This window comes from Verrucomicrobiia bacterium (assembly GCA_019634635.1).
Classification (GTDB): Bacteria; Verrucomicrobiota; Verrucomicrobiia; order Limisphaerales; family UBA9464; genus UBA9464.
In genome coordinates, this window is record JAHCBB010000046.1 from 16,963 (window position 1) to 36,719 (window position 19,757).

General features: G+C 66.4%; 15 protein-coding genes. 11 read left to right on the plus strand and 4 right to left on the minus strand.

What is annotated here, in order from left to right; all coding sequences use genetic code 11:
• Window positions 1-101 precede the first annotated feature (101 nt).
• From KF791_19455 to KF791_19500, 10 genes are all read left to right on the plus strand, one after another.
• On the plus strand, window positions 102-1,226 hold the full coding sequence (locus tag KF791_19455) for a Gfo/Idh/MocA family oxidoreductase (GenBank protein ID MBX3734759.1): 1,125 nt from the start codon (window positions 102-104) through the stop codon (window positions 1,224-1,226).
• Window positions 1,227-1,275: 49 nt separating this feature from the next.
• Window positions 1,276-1,914 carry a TIGR04282 family arsenosugar biosynthesis glycosyltransferase gene (locus KF791_19460; GenBank protein MBX3734760.1) on the plus strand — a complete coding sequence of 213 codons (639 nt, stop codon included), beginning with the start codon at window positions 1,276-1,278 and terminating at the stop codon, window positions 1,912-1,914.
• Between the two features lie 31 nt (window positions 1,915-1,945).
• On the plus strand, window positions 1,946-2,425 hold the full coding sequence (locus KF791_19465) for a MarR family transcriptional regulator (protein ID MBX3734761.1): 480 nt from the start codon (window positions 1,946-1,948) through the stop codon (window positions 2,423-2,425).
• Window positions 2,422-3,744, plus strand: coding sequence for an MFS transporter (locus KF791_19470; protein ID MBX3734762.1), 1,323 nt, complete (start codon window positions 2,422-2,424; stop codon window positions 3,742-3,744). The genes KF791_19465 and KF791_19470 overlap by 4 nt, the downstream gene beginning before the upstream one ends.
• A complete protein-coding gene (locus tag KF791_19475) occupies window positions 3,741-5,231 on the plus strand; it encodes a hypothetical protein (protein MBX3734763.1) in 1,491 nt (496 codons plus the stop codon). The genes KF791_19470 and KF791_19475 overlap by 4 nt, the downstream gene beginning before the upstream one ends.
• 1 nt (window position 5,232) lies before the next feature.
• Window positions 5,233-7,404 carry an AMP-binding protein gene (locus KF791_19480; protein ID MBX3734764.1) on the plus strand — a complete coding sequence of 724 codons (2,172 nt, stop codon included), beginning with the start codon at window positions 5,233-5,235 and terminating at the stop codon, window positions 7,402-7,404.
• Window positions 7,405-7,442: 38 nt separating this feature from the next.
• Window positions 7,443-8,615 carry an amidohydrolase family protein gene (locus KF791_19485; GenBank protein ID MBX3734765.1) on the plus strand — a complete coding sequence of 391 codons (1,173 nt, stop codon included), beginning with the start codon at window positions 7,443-7,445 and terminating at the stop codon, window positions 8,613-8,615.
• 231 nt (window positions 8,616-8,846) lie between these two features.
• Complete coding sequence (locus tag KF791_19490; GenBank protein ID MBX3734766.1) at window positions 8,847-11,027, plus strand: HAMP domain-containing histidine kinase; 2,181 nt, start codon at window positions 8,847-8,849, stop codon at window positions 11,025-11,027.
• The gene (locus tag KF791_19495) at window positions 11,017-11,724 is read left to right on the plus strand and encodes a response regulator transcription factor (protein ID MBX3734767.1); all 708 of its coding nucleotides are present in this window, start codon (window positions 11,017-11,019) and stop codon (window positions 11,722-11,724) included. The genes KF791_19490 and KF791_19495 overlap by 11 nt, the downstream gene beginning before the upstream one ends.
• Window positions 11,725-11,784: 60 nt before the next feature.
• Entirely contained in the window at window positions 11,785-13,728 is a 1,944-nt protein-coding gene (locus KF791_19500) for an ankyrin repeat domain-containing protein (protein MBX3734768.1), read from the plus strand.
• A gap of 468 nt (window positions 13,729-14,196) precedes the next feature.
• Here the strand turns inward: KF791_19500 and KF791_19505 are convergent, their stop codons facing one another.
• The 4 genes from KF791_19505 to KF791_19520 form a co-directional block, all read right to left on the minus strand.
• Window positions 14,197-15,069 carry an isochorismatase family protein gene (locus KF791_19505; GenBank protein ID MBX3734769.1) on the minus strand — a complete coding sequence of 291 codons (873 nt, stop codon included), beginning with the start codon at window positions 15,067-15,069 and terminating at the stop codon, window positions 14,197-14,199.
• A gap of 61 nt (window positions 15,070-15,130) precedes the next feature.
• On the minus strand, window positions 15,131-16,309 hold the full coding sequence (locus KF791_19510; GenBank protein MBX3734770.1) for a deoxyhypusine synthase: 1,179 nt from the start codon (window positions 16,307-16,309) through the stop codon (window positions 15,131-15,133).
• 1,039 nt (window positions 16,310-17,348) lie between these two features.
• A complete protein-coding gene (locus tag KF791_19515) occupies window positions 17,349-17,747 on the minus strand; it encodes a PIN domain-containing protein (protein ID MBX3734771.1) in 399 nt (132 codons plus the stop codon).
• Window positions 17,744-18,004, minus strand: a complete 261-nt coding sequence (locus KF791_19520) for an AbrB/MazE/SpoVT family DNA-binding domain-containing protein (protein ID MBX3734772.1) — start codon at window positions 18,002-18,004, stop codon at window positions 17,744-17,746. The genes KF791_19515 and KF791_19520 overlap by 4 nt, the downstream gene beginning before the upstream one ends.
• A gap of 320 nt (window positions 18,005-18,324) precedes the next feature.
• Between KF791_19520 and KF791_19525 the strand changes: the two genes are divergently transcribed.
• Window positions 18,325-19,593: a cation:proton antiporter gene (locus tag KF791_19525; GenBank protein MBX3734773.1), complete on the plus strand. Its 1,269-nt coding sequence runs from the start codon at window positions 18,325-18,327 to the stop codon at window positions 19,591-19,593.
• Window positions 19,594-19,757 lie beyond the last annotated feature (164 nt).

The following is a 19,757-nucleotide window of genomic DNA, read 5'->3' on the forward strand; positions in this document are numbered from 1 at the left end:
GGAACCACGGCAGTTCGAGGGCCATCAATCGGAAAACCATCCACCGGCCCGCTTCCCATTCCGGCTTCCATCCCCGCCACCTCCGGGAGAGCCTCAGGCGCATGCAGCAAACCATGCGGGTCGGCATCATTGGCGGGGGCTTGATGGGCCGCGAGGCGGCGAGTGCGTTTGGACGCTGGTTCGTCCTCGAGCAGTTTCCGGTGCGGGCGGAGTTGGTGGCGGTCTGCGACCTGCAGGAGCCGCTGCTGGAGTGGTTCGGGCGGGTGCCCACCGTGACGCTGCGGACCCGGGATCACCGGGAGTTGCTTGCGTCTCCGCACGTGGATGTCGTGTACGTGGCCGTGCCGCACCACCTCCATCAGGCGATCTACCTCGACGTGCTGGCCGCAGGAAAGGATCTGCTGGCGGAGAAGCCCTTTGGCGTGGATCTCCCCGCCGCCCGCGCAATCCGCGATGCCGCCGCCGCGTCGGGTCGCTTCGTCCGTTGCAGCTCGGAGTTTCCCTTCCTGCCCGGCGCGCAGCGGGTGATCCAACTGGCGCGATCGGGCACGCTGGGGCACCTGCTCGAAATCCGGTCCTGCTTCTGGCATGCCAGCGACCTGGACCCGACCAAGCCGGTCAACTGGAAACGACAGGTCAAGTCCTGCGGTGCAATCGGCGTCATGGGTGACCTCGGCATGCACGTCGTCCACGTGCCGCTCCGCCTCGGCTGGCAGCCGGCGCGCGTCTATGCGCAGCTTCAAAAGGTGTACACGGAGCGTCCGGACGGCCGCGGCGGGATGGCGCCCTGCGACACTTGGGACAACGCCATGCTGCACTGTGACGTGGCGGTAGACGGCAGGGACGTCCCGATGCGCCTCGAGATGAAGCGGCTCGCCCCGGGAGCCACGAACACCTGGTGGATCGAAGTACTCGGTACCGATGCCGGCGCCCGCTATTCGACGTCCGAGCCGAAGTCGCTCTGGCTGTTCGAACGGCAGAAGGAGCAGCGATGGACCCGGGTGGACCTCGGATTCCAAACCCCCTTCCCCACCATTACCGGCGGCATTTTCGAGCCCGGGTTTCCCGACTGTTTTCTCCAGATGTGGGCCGCCTACGCCGCGGAGCGCGCCGGGGCGCTCGGGGACCGGTTTGGGTGCGTGACCCCGGACGAGGCGGTCCGCAGCCACGAACTGTTCGCGGCCGCCCTGCAATCCCACGCCACCCGGGCAGCCGTGGCGTTATGAGGACCGTTCGGCGTCCGAGCACGCGCCGGCCCCGGCTGACAGGTCCATCGTGAAGTCGGAATCGTCCTTTGGACTCGGCGTGTTCCTGCGCGCTCCGCGACTTGGGACCGTCAAGACACGACTGGCGCGCGACGTCGGCGCCGCGGCGGCACTCGCCGCCTACCAGCGACTGCTGGCCCGCACCCTCGACGCCATCGCCTCCCTGCCCTGCGTGGACCTCTGTGGTACGCCGGATGACGCGCTCCCGGAGTTGGAACCGTGGCGGCGTCCCGGCTGGACGCTATCCCCGCAGGGACCCGGAAATCTGGGGGACCGCCTGCACCGGGCCTTTGCCCGCTGGCTCGGCGCACCCCACGCGCGCTGGGTGGTCATAGGAACGGACTGTCCGGAGCTCACCCCCGGCGACATCCAGGCAGCGTGGCAGGCGCTTGACCAGGCTGAGGTCGTTCTGGGACCTGCCACCGACGGGGGATACTGGCTCCTCGGATTGAAGGCCCCGGCCCCGGACCTGTTCCGGGAAATCCCCTGGGGCGGCCCGGAAGTCCTCCAAATGACACGCGACCGGGCCGCCTCCCTTGGACGGCGCGTCGCGCTGCTCCGGGAACTTCGGGATGTGGACACCGCGGCGGACTGGCAGGCCTTCCAGTCCCGGGAGCCGTTCCCGGAGCCTTCCAAGGAACTTTGTTGACATATCAACAGTCGGCATTAGAACGGTCCGCGTGCCGGACGAACTGCCTGCCTCCGACGGGGTCCACTACCAGGCGCTGCTGCAATTACTGCGGACGTCCGAGGCCATTTGGAGTGCCAGCCGCCAATTCTTTGAGCCCTGGGGACTGACGCCGGCGCAGTTCAACCTCCTGAATCTCCTGAGCGAAACCGGGGATGGTCTGACCCAGAGTGACCTGAGCCGCGAGTTGCTGACGCACCGGTCGAACATCACCGGCCTGGTGGACCGGTTGGAGGCACGGGGCCTGGTGCAGCGCCGGGAGCAATCGGGGGACCGCCGCGCCTGGCGGGTCGTTCTCACCCCGGACGGACGGCGTCAAATGCACACGTTGCTGCCGGCGTATTACCGGGCGGCCGCACGGCTGTGGGACGGCATCTCGGAACAACGCGCCGCAAAGGCAGCCGACGTCCTGCGCGCCATCGCCGCCAATGCGGAGGCCGGTGCGGCCCGGGTGGCGGAGGGCTCGCGATGAGTGCCGCTCCGGATCTTCCCCGATGGCGCAACTACCCGCTGCTGCTGGTCAGCCAGTTCCTCAGCGCCCTCGGCGACAACGCGATCCTCGCGGTGATCGTGGGACAGCTCACCCTGCTTCAAAAGGCCGGCGCGATTTCCCTCGATGACCTCCGCACCCGAAGCGCGCTCTACACCAGCCTGCTGTTCATCCCCTACGTGCTCCTGGCCCCGCTGGCCGGTTACCTGAACGATCGCTTTCCCAAGACCGCGTGGTTGTTCGGAGGCAACCTGCTGAAGGTCCTCGGCGCCGCGGTCTGCGGCCTCAGCGTCTGGTTCGGCTACGTGTGGCAGGCCCCGGGATACCTCCTGGTTGGCGTCGGCGCGGCCATGTACGGCCCTGCAAAATACGGCATCCTTCCGGAAATTCTTCCACGGGAACACCTCGTCCGCGCCAACGGCCTGGTCGAATTGCTCACCCTGCTCGCCATCCTCATTGGGGCCATTCTCGGATCGGTGATCGTGGACCGTCTGACCGTCCGGACCTGCTACAGCATCCTGATCACCATTTTTGCCGCGTCCATGGCGCTCAATGCCGTGATGGTGCGGACGCCCTCGGACCCCCGGGTCCGGCCCGGGGACAGCGTTGTGGAGTTCCTGTCGCACACCGTCGCGTTGTTCCGCTCACCCCGGCTCGGCCGCATCCTGATCGGCACCGCCCTCTTCTGGGTCTGCGGAGCTGCGATGAAGATCAACTTCCAGGCCTGGGGACTGGATGTGCTCCGGCTGCCCAACAACACCCAGATCGCGCTCCTGGGGCTTTGGCTTTCCGTCGGCGTCATGGCGGGCAGCATTTGGGTCGGGCGCCACTATCGCGTCGGGGATCTTGGGCACACCCGGCGATTTGGACTGATCCTGGCCGGCTTCATCCTGGCCATCTTCGCGCTGGGACCGTTGGGGGTCGCCAACATCGGCCGCGTGGTATTGGAGCAAACCGCCCCGGACGGCACCCGCACCGTGGGACTGGTGCTGCTGCCGGTCGTCATGGTCGTGCTGGTGGGGGCCGGCGTCGCGGCCGGGTATTTTCTCATTCCGCTCAACGCGGCGCTGCAGTCGGAGTCGGATCCGCAGAAGCTCGGCAAGACGATCGCCGTCCAGAACCTGGGCGACAACCTGGGGATGATCCTTGCCGGGCTGATCGTCCTTGGGTGCGCCCGGGCAGGACTGTCCCCGTCCCAGGTGTTCCTGGTCCTCGCCCTTCTGGTGGTCGTGGTCCTCGCAGGACTGCGTATTCCCAGCGCCCGTCCCCCGGCCGTAACCGCCAACTCGATCAAACCATGATCGCTGCGGTTCCAGCCGCGAATAGCGCCGCCGACAAGGCAATCGCGTCCGATCCGCCGGGTCTGCGGCTCATCCCTGGTTCCGCCCTCGCGATTGCCTCGGCAGTCGCGTTCCATATTGCGTTCCTGGTACCGGCCCTGTTCCCGCTGGTCATCGCGCAACTGGGTTGCCTGTTCGCCCTGAGACGTGTGACAACGCCACGCCAAGCCTTTTACCTGGGACTGGCGGCGGGCATGGGCGTGTATCCGGTGCAAATGGGTTTCCTCTGGTCCATTTTCGGCGCCGCAGCCCTGCCCCTTTGGCTGATCCTCGCGGTGTTTTACGGCCTGTTCGTTGTCTTGTTGCAACGGGTGGAGTTCCACTGGGGACCGTCCTGGACGCTGTCGCTCGCACCGGTGCTTTGGTGTGGCATTGAGTATTTTCGATCCGAGGTTTGGTGGCTTCGGTTCTCCTGGTTTACCAGCGGAACGTGCATCCCGTCCGAGGCCCTCGGTCTGCTTCGCGTGTTTGGCATATACGGCACCGGAATGTTGGCCGCGTTGGCGGGTGCCGCCGGCTGCCGCTGGATCGAGGTCGGCTGCCCGCCACCATCCCGCCGCCAGCTCCCTGCCGCGGGCCTCGCAACGCTGACAGTTCTCGCCGTTGCGACCGGCCCCCGCTGGTTGCCGGCCAAAACGCCTACGACCATAACGCCGGTGAAGGTCGCGGGACTCCAATTGGAATTTCCCGGGGTTCCCGAGGTTCGAATCGCCCTCGATCGCCTCAGGACGGCGCACCCCGATGCCCAACTGCTGCAGCTCAGTGAATACACGTTCGAGGGGCCGGTTCCCGAACCGATCCTGGCCTGGTGCCGCCGGAACAGTGTTTGGCTGATCGCCGGAGGGCGTGAAGCGTTCACCTCGGACGGAGATGGCGACCGGTTCTTCAACACGGCGTTCGTCGTTAACCCCGGGGGAACCGTCGCCTTTTCGCAGGCCAAATCGCGTCCGATCCAGTTCTTTCGCGACGGAGAACCGGCAAAGGGGCGACGCGTCTGGGAGTCTCCTTGGGGATCCATCGGGATCGCCATCTGCTACGATGCAAGCTACCGGCGGGTGATGGACGACCTCGTCAAGCAGGGAGCCCGGGCATTGTTGATCCCGACCATGGATCTGGAGGCTTGGGGGGCATATCAACACCAGCTCAACGCGCGAATGGCAGGACTGCGTGCGATGGAGTATGGGCTGCCGGTCTTCCGGGTTGCCAGCTCCGGGATCTCCATGGTGCTCGACCATCAAGGCGCCATCCTGGCCAGCGCGCCGTTCCCGGGCCCCGGAGCCATGATCGCCGGAACGCTGAATCTGCGACCTGCGAGACCTGCGAGGCGCTGGATCCCCCTCGACGCCTGGCTGGCTCCGGCTTGCACAATCGGGACGGCGTTCATCGCGGGCTTGTTGCTGCTCACTCACTTCAGGAATCATCGTCCTGGTTCCCTCCGTTCATCCTGACATGAAACTGCTCTGCCGCTGGCTGGTGCGGATCTGGTTCCGCTTTCGCGCCGAGAACGTCGGGGTCCTCGACGCCCCGGGTCCGGTCCTGCTCATCCCCAATCACGCGTCGTGGCTGGACTGGATGTTCCTGTACGCCCTGCTCGACGATGACTGGCGGTTCGTCACCAGCGCCACCACCGCCAACACGACCTGGTTCCACCGCAAGGTCATGGTCAACCGGCGAACGTTCCCCGTGGACACCACGTCCCCTTACGCCGCCCGGCGCATGGCCGAGTTCCTGGAACGTGGCGGACGCCTCGTGCTCTTCGCCGAGGGGCGCATCACGCTCACGGGCTCGCTCATGAAGCTGTTTGATGGGACGGGGTTCCTGATCCACCGGACCCGCGCCCGGGTGATCACCGCCTACCTGCGCGGCGCCAGCCGGGTGCCCTTTGTGCGCCACACGGGCTGGACGCAGTGGGCGCCCAGGGTGAGCGTGCATTTCAGCCCGGTGCTGGAGGCGCCCCGACTGGAAGGGGTGTCCAACGCCGTCGCCCGACAGGTGCTCACCACCTGGCTGCGAGACGCCATGGTGCGCCAGCAGTTTGAGGTCGAGCAGGCCCTTGGCCCCACCAACGTGCTGTCGGCCATCGCTGAAGTCGCTGCCGCCATTCCGGGCCGGGTCGTGCTGGAGGACATCAGTTTTCAGAAGCTGACCTTCCGCCGGTTGATGACCGGCGTGGACGTCCTCGCGGGGGTCTGGCGCCGCCGCTTTTCAGACACCGCCGCCGGCGGACGCATTGGAGTGCTCCTGCCGAACGTCAATGGGACGCCGGTCACCGTGCTCAGTCTCTGGGCCTCGGGGTTCGTGCCGGCCATCCTGAATTTCTCGACCGGGGTACCGACCATGATCCAGTGCGGCGCGCTCGCCGGCTTGCGCCACGTGATCACGTCCCGGGCCTTCCTCGACAAGGCCAGGATCGCGTCCGCCCCTTTCGAGGATGCCGGCCTCCGGTTGGTGTACCTGGAGGACATCCGCGGCGAGATCTCCGGCGGTGTGCGCCTGCTCACGCTGCTCAAGCACCGTCTCCGATGCGGCGCCGGCATGCGGGGCAGCCGCGTGTACCGCAGGGATGACCAGGCCCGTCCGGCAGTGATCCTCTTCACCTCCGGCTCCGAAGGGATGCCCAAGGGCGTGGAACTGACCCATGGGAACCTGCTCGCCAACCTGCGGCAGATCCTGGGCGTTCTCGATGTCACGGACCACGAGCGCTTTTTCAGCGCGATGCCGTTGTTCCACAGCTTCGGGCTGATGGCCGGTGTCATTGTTCCGCTGTCCCGGGGCTACTACACCTTCCTCTACCCCTCGCCGCTGCACTACCGGGTCGTGCCGGCAGGCGTCTACGACAAGGCCTGTACCGTGATGTTCGGCACCAACACCTTCCTGAACGGATACGCGCGCCGTGCCAGTCCCTATGACTTCAACTCGGTGAAGTTTCTGGTCGCCGGCGCGGAGAAGGTGCAGGAGGCCACCGCCAATACCTGGGCGCGGAAGTTCGGGGTGCGTCTGCTCGAAGGCTATGGCGCCACCGAGTGCAGCCCGGCCATCTGCCTCAACACGCGGGTGGATCCTCGATTTGGAAGTGTCGGCCGGTTCCTCCCCGGCATGGAATGGCGGTTGAAGCCCGTGGACGGCGTCCCGGAGGGCGGCCGGCTGCTGGTGCGCGGCCCCAACATCATGCGCGGCTACCTCAACCCGGAGGCCGACGCCGCCTTCCAGTCCCTCGGAGGATGGTACGACACGGGCGACATCGTTCGCGTGGACGCCGACGGCTTCGTTCACATCCTCGGAAGGCTCAAACGGTTCGCCAAGGTGAGCGGCGAAATGGTCAGCCTCACCGCCGTTGAGGATGCCCTTGCCGGCGCGTTCCCCCGGTTCGGAGCGCGATGCGAGATCGCGGTGGTCAGCCGTCCCGACGAGGACAAGGGCGAGGTGCTCATCGCCGTCGCCAACGAATCCCGGATCACGCTTGAGGACCTCCGGGCCGCCATCAAAGCCCGGGGCCTCACCAACCTCTGCGTGCCCAGGGAACTGCGGGTGGTCCGCGAGATCCCCAAGCTGGGCACGGGCAAGGTGGACTACCGGGCCCTCCAGGCGACGCTCGACGCCGCGACGGCCCAGGCCGCCTGATCTCGCCTCCGCGCCTCTCGGCCCCTGCCCAGGATTCCATGTCGCCGACCGCCGCCCCCCCGAGACGTTCTCCACCGTCGCGGCGCCGCGTGTTGCTGGCACGCGCCACCATCGCGCTCCTGATTGCCGGCGCGCTGGTGGTCATCCTGAGGGAGGCGGTGTTCACCGGTCCCTACCGCACGCCCGAGCCGCTGCCGGCAGCGCCGATCGTGGATCTGCACGTCCATACGGCCGGCATCGGGGCCGGGGACAGCGGCTGCTTCGTCTCCCCGCAGCTGCGGCAAAGCTACAAATTTCGAATTTACCTCGACGCCTTCGGCGTGAGCCGGACGGAGCTGGACCGTGAGGGCGACGCCCTGCTGATCCGCCGGATCTCGGAACGGGTCGCGGAGTCGTCGGAAGTCGGCATCGCCGTGGTGCTCGCGCTCGACGGGGTGGTGGATCCGGCCACGGGAGAGCTCGACCGGACGCGGACCGAGGTTTACGTGCCCGGGGTGTTCGTCGCCCGCGAGACCGCGAAATACTCCAACCTCCGATACGGCGCCTCCATCCATCCCGGCCGTCACGATGCGTTGCAACGGCTGGACGAAGCCGCCGCACAGGGGGCCGTGCTGGTGAAATGGATCCCAAGCGTCATGCAGATGGATCCGGCGGATCCGCGATGGATCCCCTTTTACGACCGGATGCGCCTGCACGGGCTCCCGCTGTTGTCCCACGCCGGACAGGAGCGCTCGTTCACGCGGGCCGATGACGCCCTGGCGGACCCGGAGCGCTTACGCCTTCCGTTGAGCCGCGGTGTGACCGTCATCGCGGCCCACGTGGCCTCCACCGGCACCAACGAGGGCGAACCCGATCTGGAGCGGCTGGCACGGATGATGATGACATTTACCAACCTGTATTCGGAGATCTCCTCGCTGACGCAGGCCAACCGGCTCGGCTACCTCCACGAGGCGCTGCGGCGGCCCGAGTTTGCCGGACGCCTGTGCTACGGCTCGGACTTTCCCCTCAGCAACACGCCGCTGGTGTCCCCGTGGTATTTCCCACGCGCCCTCACGGTCGCCGAGATGCGGGCCCTCGCGGAGATTCCGAACCCTTGGGATCGTGACGTGGCCCTGAAACAGGCGCTCGGAGTGCCCCCGGACATCTTCGCCCGCACGCGGGAGCTCCTGCGGTTCGAGTCCCAACCGCCGGGAGTGCCGCTCCCTCAATGAGTCCGTCGCCGACTCTTTGCCGCCGCAGGAGCTCCACCACATCCACCCCGACATCCGGTTGGGCCTCGGACGAGTCATCCAGGCGCACGGGATTTCGGATGGAAACCAGCCAGCGTCCCCGGGCGGCGGTTGAATAGGTCTGGTTGAGATCGTTCCGCAGTGTGTCCGGGAAGCGGATTTCACAATTTCCTGACAACCGGAGCCGTCGGAGGGCTAACGTTTCCAACGTCCGTGCCGCGCGATTCGTCACCCGACCCCCGCAGGGCCGCCCGCTCCTTCCGGCTCCAGGCCGCGTTGATTCTGCTGCCAGTCCTCCTGCTCGCGGTTCTGGCGGCGGCGGCGCTGAAAGGAGATCGCCAACAACTGGAGGTCCGGGCGCGGGAGGTCAGTGCCGCCGCCTCGCAGGCCCTTGCCCGTGCCCTGGCGCTGCGGCTTCGCGAGTCGCTTCAACAATACCTCGCGACGCGCAACCTCTGGTATCCCCCTGAAAGGTCCCCGGGGCTCCTGCAACCCGGTGTCCTGGCAACCTGGGTCGGGACCCCGGGGACGCCACTCATGGATCCCCCGGCTGGCCTCGCACCCGAGGACTGGGCGCTCCCGGAAATGGTTCAGGACCCGGATGGCACGCTGCGCATTCCGGCGCCGCGCCCCTTCAACCCGTTGCCCCCGAACTGGTGGAGCTCCCTGGATCCCGGGCTCCGTGAACGATGGGAAGTCGCGTGCCGGCTGGAGGCGGATCAGGCCCCCCGTGAGGATCTGATCGCCGCATTCAATCGCTGCCGGGACGCAGGGGTTGACGTCGGATTCGACGCCAACGTCTTGTTCGCGCTCCGCCGCCTCCAGGCGGCATCCGGGGACGCCGCCGCCCGGTGGGAGTCCCTGCATTCGTTCAGCCCCGGACCCGGCCTGACGCCGGCTGGAGTTCCGCTTGCCGCCGTGGTGCTATTCGAGTGCCTGGATGCGGCTCCACAAAGCCCGATGGATGCGACACTTCAACGACGGCTGGAAGACGTTGTTTTCCGGTTCCCTTCGATTCTGACCCCAGTGCTCCTGGACCGTGCCGCCCGAATGGAATCGGGATCCTCCGGCACGCCAGATTCCTTCGTCTGGAGCCTGCAGACGCGCTGGCGGGCGGATGAACGTCTCCGCGACCTCGCGCGCCGGTGGGCGCCCGGTCCGCTCACCAACCTCCAAGCCTCGTGGATGACGGCAGGTACCGGGGAGTTCCTGGTGGTCCGGCGACCGTTCCTGGAGGTTCGTGCCGACGACGCACCCGGAAGCCCTCAAGCCAATGCGTGGGTCCAGTCCGCCGTGATTCCGGAACGGGTTTTGACTTCCCTCCTGGAGACCCTCCTCGAGGAGACCCGGTCGCTGATCCCACCGTATGCCGCCGCTGAAGTCGGGCTGCTCGACCGGCCGTTGGCCGGCAGCCCGCGCACAGGCGGAGGCGCGGATCTCGCACGATCCGTAGCGCCGATGGGCGGCTCATCGGTCCTGATGCTGCCCCTGCAGGCCGGGCTGTGGCTACAGGATCCTGAAGCACTGTACGCGGGTCAGCGACGACGAGAATTTTGGACCGCCGGGTTCATCCTACTCGCCGTGGTTTCCGCCCTGTTCGGCGTCCTCCAATCATGGCGAACCCTTCAGCGGCAACTGGCCCTTCATGAGGAGCAGTCCAACTTTGTCGCCGCCGTGTCGCATGAACTGCGCGCGCCGCTCGCCTGTGTCCGCCTGCTGGCGGAGGGCCTCGCGGATGGCCATGTCACCGTCGAGTCCAGGCGACAGGAGTATGCGCGTTGCCTCGTCGCTGAAGCCCGCCGTCTCGGGACACTGATCGAAAACGTCCTGAGCGTTTCGCGCCTCGGACAGGGTCCCATTCGGGCAGAAAACCAGCCCACGGATATCCGCCGCCTCGTGCGGGATACGGTGGCCCGGTTCGAACCGCTGGCAGCGGAACGCGGTGTCCGGATCTCCCTGGAGGATCAAACCGGGGACCCACCCCCGGAGCCCTCGTGGGACGGCCTCGCGGTGCAGCAAGCCCTGGCCAATCTGCTCGACAACGCCCTGAAGCACAGCCCGAACGCCTCATCTGTCGTCGTGGGCATGGGGTATCCTTCCGGCACAATCACCGACCGGTTGCAGCTCTCGGTGCGGGACCAGGGGCCCGGAATCCCCCCGGAGGATCATCAACGCATCTTCGAACGGTTCTACCGGCGCGGTACCGAGTTGCGGCGCGAAACCCGCGGAGTCGGCCTCGGACTTGCCCTGGTGCGGGAAGTGGCCCGCTCCCACGAAGGTCGCGTCTGGGTGGACAGTTGTCCCGGCGCCGGGGCCACCTTCATCCTCGAACTGCCCATGACCGCGTCCCTGCCGGACGTGCGGCAAGCCGGAAGGAGCCCACATGTCCAGTGACCCGCCCAGCGCCCGGATCCTCGTCATTGAGGATGAATCCTCAATGCGAATGGTGCTGACCGACCGCCTCGAGGCGGCCGGGCATCGGGTGCTCACGGCGACCGACGGCGCCTCCGGGCTGGAGGCTGTCCGACGGGAGCATCCCGACCTCATCCTGCTGGACGTGATGATGCCGCGACTCGACGGCATCACGCTTGCGGGTGAGTTGCGACGCCAGGGCATCCGAACTCCCATCCTCATGCTCACCGCGCGCGGGTTTGTGGGGGACCGGGTCCGCGGTCTGGATGCCGGGGCGGACGACTATCTGACCAAACCCTTCAGCGGCGACGAACTCCTGGCCCGGGTGAGGGCATTGTTGCGGCGGTCGGGTCCGGACGCCCGGCCGACGCCGCGGCGCGTGCAACTTGGGGACGTCACCGTGGATTTCGAGCGACTCGAGGCCTCGCGGTCGGGACGCCCCCTGCACCTCACCTCCAAGGAATTTGCCCTGCTTCGGTTGATGGCGGAAACCCCGGGGGTGCCGGTGAGCCGCGAGACATTTCTGGACCGAATCTGGGGGGTCGCGGCCTACCCCACCACGCGGACGGTGGACACCCACCTGGGTACCCTGCGATCCAAGGTGGAGTCCGATCCGGCGAATCCGCGATTTCTCCGGACGGTCCACGGCCGGGGGTACAAGCTGGTTCTGACGAATTGACAAATTCCTGACAACTCCGGCGGCGGTCGAGCTCAGGCTCAATCCAACCAAGACACGCTTATGAATCTGACACGCATTCTCCGCAGGGGTGTCCTCGTGCAACGCCCGGTCCCCTTCACGATGTTCCTCGCGGCCATCCTCAGCCTTTCCGGAGTGCGGGAGGGATTCGCCGCAGATCCCATCGAAGCCGCGCTGCAACAGGGACTGGTCGCTGAGGAGGCGCAACGCGATTTCCGGGCGGCGCGCGCCGCCTATGACGAGGCGGTGCGCCTGGCGGACGCCCGCCGGGGGACCACCGCCACGGCACTCTACCGTCTGGCCGACGTGGAGCGGCGCCTTGGGGACATCGAGGCGGCGCGGACTCACTTCGAGCGACTGATCCGCGAATATCCGGAGCAGACCGCGCTGATCGAACTGGCGCGACGTGAGACGGTGCCGGAAGGAACGGACCCAGGTCAGCGCGGGGACGATCCGAACCAACTCCTGCGGCAGGAAATCGCGGTCGCCGAAGAGGCATTGAGACTTGTTCAGGGGCGGCAGGCCTCGCGGGAGGAAGTGCTGCGCGCCCAGCGCGAGGTCCTGTCGCTCAAGCGACAGTTGGCATCGCAACCGCGTCTTCTCGACGTGGTGGATTTGGACCTGACAGTTCCCTCCAAACCGGCCACCAACCCGGCTCCGTCACGCCGTTTGCTTACCCTCAGCGAGGAAGAAGTGGAATTGGCCCGGCTCCGGCGACTGGCTGAGGAAAGCCCGGATCTGCTGCGGCGTCCCGGCCCCAACGGGACGCCCTTGCAGAACGCGGCGAGCAAGGAGTGGATCGCGGTTGTGGAGTTTCTGCTGGATCTGGGGGTTTCCCCGGATGATTCCAGTCAGCACACCCGGACGACGGCCCTGCAACGGGCCGTCAGCAAGGGAAACCTGAAACTCGCCACCCTCCTTCTGGATCGGGGTGCCGACGTCAACGCCCGGGGAAACGGCTCCGAAACGGCGCTTCACGTGGCGGCACGATCCGGACACCGGGCCGTTGCGGAGTTGCTGATCGAGCGCGGTGCGCACCTCAATGATCCAGGGAGCACAATTCAACACACAGATTCACCCGGAAACAATCTGGAGGGGGTCAGCAGAGGCAACACACCCCTCCATCTTGCAGCACACCACGGTGCCCCATCCCTGGTGGACCTGCTCCTCGCGAGAGGGGCCGCCCTTGAGGCGAAAAATGACCTCGGTCGGACACCCCTTGTGATTGCAGTGGTTTCTCAGCAACCCGCCTGCGTTGACCGCCTGCTCAGGGCGGGTGCCAACAGCGACGTCATGGCGCGAATGCCCGGCTCAGAGTGGGAGAGCACTCCGGTCCAATGGGCGGCCGGAGCTGGAGAAGAGGCCATTCTCAAGATGTTGCTCGACGCCGGATCCACTCCTCGCACGGCATACCCGAATGGAACCACGCCCCTGCACCTGGCCGCAGCTCAAGGGCACGACGGCAGCGTACGGGTGCTGCTGAAGGCAGGTGCGAATCCCAATGCACGAACGGACGACGGCAAGACCCCGCTCGACCTCGCGCCCGAACCCATCCAGCAAACGCTTCGGGATACCGGAGGAACCAATGCCGTGCCGCCCTCTCAGCGGGGGCCGAATTCAGGGGTCCCAAGGCAGATTCCGGCGGTTGTCCGAATGCCTCAGCCGCTTGGGATTCAACATGTCCAAGGTTTTCATCCTTCCAGAACGCAGTCCGGATTACCAGCGCGAATCCACGGCGAGGTCTTTGGTGTCATCCCCATTGAAGTCGGGTCGCCCGTTCGGCTCCGCCGAGCATTGGAATCCCTCAATCCGCCGTCATCCGCGGATCTGGCCCATGTTCAGTTGCGACGAATGGACCCGGCGTCCGGAACTCAGGAAACCATCGAACTGGACCTTACCGCTCCCGAAGACGCCTCGCCGGAGTCCGACCCGGTCCTTCAGCCGGGGGATGAAGTCCTGATTCCCCCACGCCCGCGCAGGCCCTGAGCGCTTGGCGAACAATTCGGACGGACAGGTCATCAGTGGATCACCTCACCCGGTCACCCACTGGTTCCACCGCCGGTGGGTACGAGGCTCCCGCCGCGTCACACGCGCAATCGCGAGCCAGGCCTGTGGGGGCTCCACGCTCCGACGAATCAAGTGTTGCCCGCCGCATCGGGTCCGCAGCCTGGTGGTCTCCTCTGACGAGCCGCACACTTGGGATGTCACCACCAAGTTGTCCGCGTTCGGACGCACGTCGGAGCCTTGCCGGCCGTGAACAGCTACCTCTCTGGGAATCCGCTCCACGGTTCGAAACGCTCGTCCGATACAAAGCAGCCGAGACGCGCCGTGTCAGCGCCGCACAAGGACCAGCGCCCGCAAGCCCGGCATCTCCGCCCGATCCGGAGTCCCGCCGCGCCGGAAACGATGCGTTGCAGGTGGGCGCCGATCCCTCCCGGTGCCGGATGCCCGGGGTCAGTCCGCGGCACGCACCGGCCGAGAATCCTCCTTGAAGCGGAACGGCGGCCGGCCGGTGAGGTCGGTGCTGGTGATGGTCGGACACCAGAATTTCTCAACGTGCCCGATCACCAGGTCAGTCCCCTCGAAGTGGGAGACGTGAGGCGCCTTGTCCGGATTGTACATGGTGTCGGTGAAGTCCCGACACAGCACAACCTGGTTCCCGAGACGCACCTGCTGCCGGAGGGCGAAGGGACGGCCCAGGACGCACATGTTCAGGTGGACACCCACCAGGATCACCTGGGTGATGCCCCGCTCCGTGAGGAGGTTCCAGGTCTCCTGCCCGTGATCGGTGACAGCATCCCCGGGGCGAATCTCAATGGCCGGAATCTGGCGGGTCCAAGCCTCGCGAATGGTGCACTTCTCGTCGCAGTCGCAGCCCATGTCGGAATCGTCCACGGGCATCTCCGGTTCCCGGGGGGCGTCGGGCCAGCACCAGGCGGTCCCCCAGCGTTGGAGCGTGGACAGTGGCACGGGCGTCGGGGCAAAAGGCGCCCGGCGCGCCAATTCCCGCTCCGGCGTGCCGTCGTAGAACGACGTCACGCTGCTGGGGGCATGGATGACGAAGAGGCCCCGATCCCGGGCCTCCCGGACCAGTTCATTGAGGGGGCCGGCCATCTCCACGACCCTCCGGGCCGCGCTGCGGCACCAGTGATCGTCCCACATGTCACAGATGATGAGCGCGGTCCGCGACGGCTCCCAACGAAGCGTGCGGACCACCGGGGCGGCCTCCGGACGCCCCGCGGGCCGGGAGCGGGCTCGCAGCTCGAGCGGTTCGGCGGCCGCGGCCAAAAGGGGGACCACGAGCAGGAACAGGATCAGCGTCTTCATCGGGAACTTCCGGACAACAGGGCACCATAGAAGGTCGTCGGCAGCAAGCCCGCGCCCCGGATCACTTCGGCTTCAGACCCACGCTGCTCCCGCGTTTCGCAATCTTCCGGCTGGTGGTGACCTTGCCGACGGTGCCGGTCTTCAAGTAGCGGGTTCTCACCGCGTCGAGAATCGCGTCGCGATGGTCGTAGAGCCGCTTCGGACGCCGCGGCTTGTGGCGGCTGAGGGCAAATGCCGAGATCAACGGCAGGACGAGCGTGCTGTCGGCGTAGCACACGACGCTGTCGGGCAGTTTGTCCGGATCCACCTTCCCCCAGCTCACCGCCTCGGCCGGCGTGGCGCCGCTCAGACCCCCGGTGTCCGGACGTGCATCGGTGCACTGCAGGAAGTAATCATGCCCCTTTTCCACGATGCCCATCACCTCCTGGATCTGCGGTTCGGTCTGGAGCATGAAGTTCTTGGGGCTGCCGCCGCCGAGGATGAACACACTGCTGGTGTGCCGGGTGGATTTGGCGTGGTAGACGATGCCGGCCGTCTGGTTGACGTCGCGGTTGACATCAAACATCAGCCCCGAGCCGCGCAGGGACATTGCGGCCACGTTCATGCCGATGGAGCTGTCACCCGGGCTGCTGGTGAAGATCGGGATCCCACATTCATGGGCGGTTGCCAGCACGGAGCTGTCCTTCAATCCAAGGCGCCGCCCCCGCTCCCGGACATATCCTCCGAGCAGGAAGTGAAACTCGTCGGTGCCCATCGCACGTTGGAATTCCGGTCCCTGAATGACCTCCCGGACAAAGGCGTCGGTGTCGAGGAGGACGTTGTAGTCGAACAGCACGTCATAGATGCGGATCACGCCGTCGCGATGCAGGACGACGTCATCGAGAAACGGCGATCCGCTGTGCAGGTGCATGTCGAGGCCGAAGTGCAGGTCGTGGTAGAGGTTGGCCCCGGTGGAGACGATCCAGTCCACGAACCCGGCCTTCATCAGCGGGATGAGGCAGCTCTTGCCCAGTCCGGCCGGGGTCAACGCCCCGGTGAGCGACACGCCCACAAAGCCGTCGTCGGCGAGCATTTTCCGGGTGAACAACTGGCAGGCCTCCCGGAGGCGTCCCCCGTTGTAGGCGAGCATCACCTGATCCACGAGATCGGCGGCGGTGATGTCGCGCCCGATCCCCAGCGGGTTGAGGCGCGGGTAATGGGCGAACTTTCGCGACCCGGAACGTTTTGGTGACGAGCTCATGGGCGGCGAAGTGTCCCGAGCCCGAAACGGATTGCACGGAATTTTACGCCGGCCACGGAACGCCCAAGGCGCCCCAGGCCTCCCTCCGACAAGCCCAATTCTCCTTCCCGCGGCCCTACCCCCGGACGGATGCATTCTTCATGGGCCCTTCGCCCGAAACCGGAGGCCAATGGAGACAGTCCGCTGCAGACCAGACCACCGGGCCGCCCGACGGCCCACGGATCCATCAGGTAAACGGTTGCGCTGGGCTCATCAATCGCCAGTGCGGTGACAGCGGCCTCGTCGCTCTTTGGGAGTTGTGGACCAGTGGCGAGGGCTGAGCACTGGAAGTGCCATCGGTGAGAGGCAATGCGGTCGAATCGACAAATGACATTTCTGTCAGCTCCACCGCGCCGTCACCGGAGACCATCAATCCGCCGCGTCCCGATGATGCGCAAAATCGGGTGTTGGAGGCGATCAACGGCAACTGACGCCGGGGACCGCCCAGGAAGTGATCCCGCAGGCCCAGCCGCCGGGGCGCCGATCCCCAGCCCTTCGACCCGCTCTCGTCTCGGAGAAGGTTCGACGCATCACCCGAGATGGCCTCGAGGAAATCGTTTCGAAAACATGCAAACCTGGCACCGGCATTGCCACGACACCGGCAATGGAGTTAACTGCCCGGCACCCCTACGGTCCCGCCGGCCTCATGGATTTTGGTAGGCGATGAGATCGGCCTGCAGCAGGCGCTGGCGGGCGGTGTGCACCGCTTGGGGATCCAGACGCAGCAAGCGGCTCAGGCTCGCATCGGAATAGAAGCTCAGGCCGCGGAGTCGGCGACGGTGCGCAGGAACAGGTACAGGGCCAGGGACTCCGGATCGGTGTGGGCGGTGGCATCACAGCGGAAGAGCCGCTGGTCGCACCAACTGAAGCGAGGAGGGACAACACGCAGCCGATCTGGGTTGATGCTGACAGTTGTCCTGTCCCTTGGGTGCTCTCTCCGCTGGGGATCTCTGGTGGTGGGGCCTCCGCGATGATGCGCCACCGGGGTGGGCCTCCGGAATCACCCGAGGTATTCCTGGCGCATGAGGGAGGGAGGGATTTCCAGGAAGTGTGGATCGCGGTGGACCAGAACTGCATCGCGAACGACCGCGGTGGCGGCGATCAGTGCATCCATGGCGGGAAGCCGGGTCCGGACCGCTTCGCGGAGAAGGATGCCTTGATGCGTCACAGCCCAGTCCACGGGGACCACTTCGTCAAACAGCGGCCGGTGTTCCTGCCACTCCTGCTCAAAGGCGGCGGAATTTCCCTGGCGCTTCAAGCACGCCCAGAACTCGGTGGCCGTCAGAATGGACAGTCCTGGTGAGTGGGTCGTGTTCCGTAGGATCTCCTCAACCCGTACCCTTCCCGGCTCGTTGAAGAAGTAAGCGAAGAACGCCGACGAATCCATGAGATGGGTCATCCAAGGCCCTCCTCCCCGTCTTCCCGTTCCCGCTCGGCGACGAGTTCGGCGACGGGATTGCTGCCCGTTGTGAGGTACTTGCGTCCGCGTCCTCCCAGTTTTCGGGCCAATTCGGACCGTGTGGGCTTGCGTCGGCCAACCAGACTGCCGTCATCGGCCTTGGTCCAAACGATCTGATGGCCCGGTCTCCAGTCGAGCTCCCGGACAAGGTCTGCAGGCAAGGTGATCTGGTTCTTCCCGGTGATTGTAGTAATCATGGATCCAATATGACTCAAGGAATCATTGAACGTCAAGGGCATGAACTTCCTTCCGCTACGCGGAGGTCCAGGCGGCCGCTGATTCCGTGACGGCGGCGCCATCGGAGTGTGCTGGCCGACATGCAGCGGCAGGGACGCGATCTGGGTTTGAAGTGACAGGTTCAGAAATCGCTTGCGCTGCCGAGCAACCGCCCCGTTCCACCAATCCCGCTTCCGGTGGTGGTCAGGGAGAGGTTGAGCCCGGCGTGCCCGTACCAAATTCGGGCGTTCAGCAATCCATTGACGCCCTTTCTCGGAGCCGTGTAATACGTACACGTACAATGTCTGCTTCCCAGCTCTCGGCGACCTTCTTTCTCCAGATGTTTGTCATCTTGGGGGCCTGCCGGCTGGTGGGAATGGCGGCCCGGCGCCTCGGGCAGCCGCAGGTGGTGGGCGAAATGATCGCGGGGGTCTTGCTGGGCCCATCGCTGCTGGGCTGGATGGCGCCGGGGCTGGCTGAACGGATTTTCCCCAAGGAATCCCTCGGCCTGCTGTACGCCGGCTCCCAACTGGGAGTCGGACTCTACATGTTCCTCGTCGGTACCGGATTCGAAACCGGACATTTCCCCCGCCGGGCCCGCAGCGCGGTGGCGGTCTCGGTTTCAGGCATGGTGGTGCCGTTTCTTCTCGGTGCGGCCCTCGCCCTGTGGCTGCGCGGGGAACCCGGGCTTTTCTCGCCGAATGCGACGGCCTTTGAGGCGATGTTGTTCCTCGGGGCGGCCATGGCCATCACGGCGTTCCCGATGCTGGCCCGCATTCTGCACGAACGGGGCCTTTCCGGGACCCCGCTGGGCACCCTGGCGCTCGCGGCGGGCGCAGTGGACGACGCCGCCGCGTGGTGCGTGCTGGCCATCGTGCTGGCAAGTTTTGGGGCGGGCGCGGGCGTGGCTGTCCTCGCGATCGCAGGCGGCGCCTTGTATGGCCTGATCCTGCTGACCGCCGGGCGCCGGGCCCTCGCCCGGCTGGCGGACGCCGCCGGTCCGACTGGAGAACTCCCGGCCCCGGTGCTGGCCGTGGTGCTCATGCTGTTCTGCCTGGCCGCGTGGATCACGGACGCCATCGGCATCCACGCCGTGTTTGGCGGCTTTATCCTGGGTGTGGCGATGCCGCGCGGTCCGTTCATCCGCGGGCTGCGTGCCCAACTCGAGCCGTTCGCCGTGGTGTTCCTGCTGCCCATGTTCTTCACCTACTCCGGGCTGAACACGCGGCTGGATCTGGTGGACAGCCCCCGGATGCTGCTGATCGCGCTGGCCGTGCTCGCCGCGGCCATTGTCGGCAAGGGGGGCGCCTGCTGGGCCGCGGCCCGCGCGACCGGCGCCGACCAGCGCACGGCCCTGGCCGTCGGCACGCTCATGAACGCCCGCGGGCTGATGGAGTTGATCATCCTCAACATCGGGCTGCAGCATGGGGTCATCCAGCAGGGGCTGTTCTCGATCCTCGTGCTCATGGCGGTCGTCACCACGCTGATGGCATCACCGATGTTCGAACGGGTCTACGGACGCCATCACCCCGCCGTTCCCGATCCCGCACCCGACCCGGGTCCCGGCTGAGCCTCCACCGGGAACCTCCCCAGTGGAGACGTGTCCGCACACGAAAGGACACTCCATGAGGGCGGCTTGCTTTTCGCGTGTGGCGCGGCAGGAACCTTGCCCCACCGGATTCAAGGCCCGGAACCGGACCGAGGGCCCGGAATTCCAATGCGGGTGGGGCGAGG

What these genes read in the sequence shown, in the direction of transcription:
- KF791_19455 (MBX3734759.1), top strand. Translation starts at nt 102, where the DNA reads ATGCAGCAAACCATGCGGGTCGGCATCATTGGCGGGGGCTTGATGGGC.
- KF791_19470 (MBX3734762.1), top strand. Translation starts at nt 2,422, where the DNA reads ATGAGTGCCGCTCCGGATCTTCCCCGATGGCGCAACTACCCGCTGCTG.
- KF791_19475 (MBX3734763.1), top strand. Translation starts at nt 3,741, where the DNA reads ATGATCGCTGCGGTTCCAGCCGCGAATAGCGCCGCCGACAAGGCAATC.
- KF791_19480 (MBX3734764.1), top strand. Translation starts at nt 5,233, where the DNA reads ATGAAACTGCTCTGCCGCTGGCTGGTGCGGATCTGGTTCCGCTTTCGC.
- KF791_19485 (MBX3734765.1), top strand. Translation starts at nt 7,443, where the DNA reads ATGTCGCCGACCGCCGCCCCCCCGAGACGTTCTCCACCGTCGCGGCGC.
- KF791_19495 (MBX3734767.1), top strand. Translation starts at nt 11,017, where the DNA reads ATGTCCAGTGACCCGCCCAGCGCCCGGATCCTCGTCATTGAGGATGAA.
- KF791_19500 (MBX3734768.1), top strand. Translation starts at nt 11,785, where the DNA reads ATGAATCTGACACGCATTCTCCGCAGGGGTGTCCTCGTGCAACGCCCG.
- KF791_19505 (MBX3734769.1), bottom strand. Translation starts at nt 15,069, where the DNA reads ATGAAGACGCTGATCCTGTTCCTGCTCGTGGTCCCCCTTTTGGCCGCG.
- KF791_19510 (MBX3734770.1), bottom strand. Translation starts at nt 16,309, where the DNA reads ATGAGCTCGTCACCAAAACGTTCCGGGTCGCGAAAGTTCGCCCATTAC.
- KF791_19515 (MBX3734771.1), bottom strand. Translation starts at nt 17,747, where the DNA reads ATGACCCATCTCATGGATTCGTCGGCGTTCTTCGCTTACTTCTTCAAC.
- KF791_19520 (MBX3734772.1), bottom strand. Translation starts at nt 18,004, where the DNA reads ATGATTACTACAATCACCGGGAAGAACCAGATCACCTTGCCTGCAGAC.
- KF791_19525 (MBX3734773.1), top strand. Translation starts at nt 18,325, where the DNA reads ATGTCTGCTTCCCAGCTCTCGGCGACCTTCTTTCTCCAGATGTTTGTC.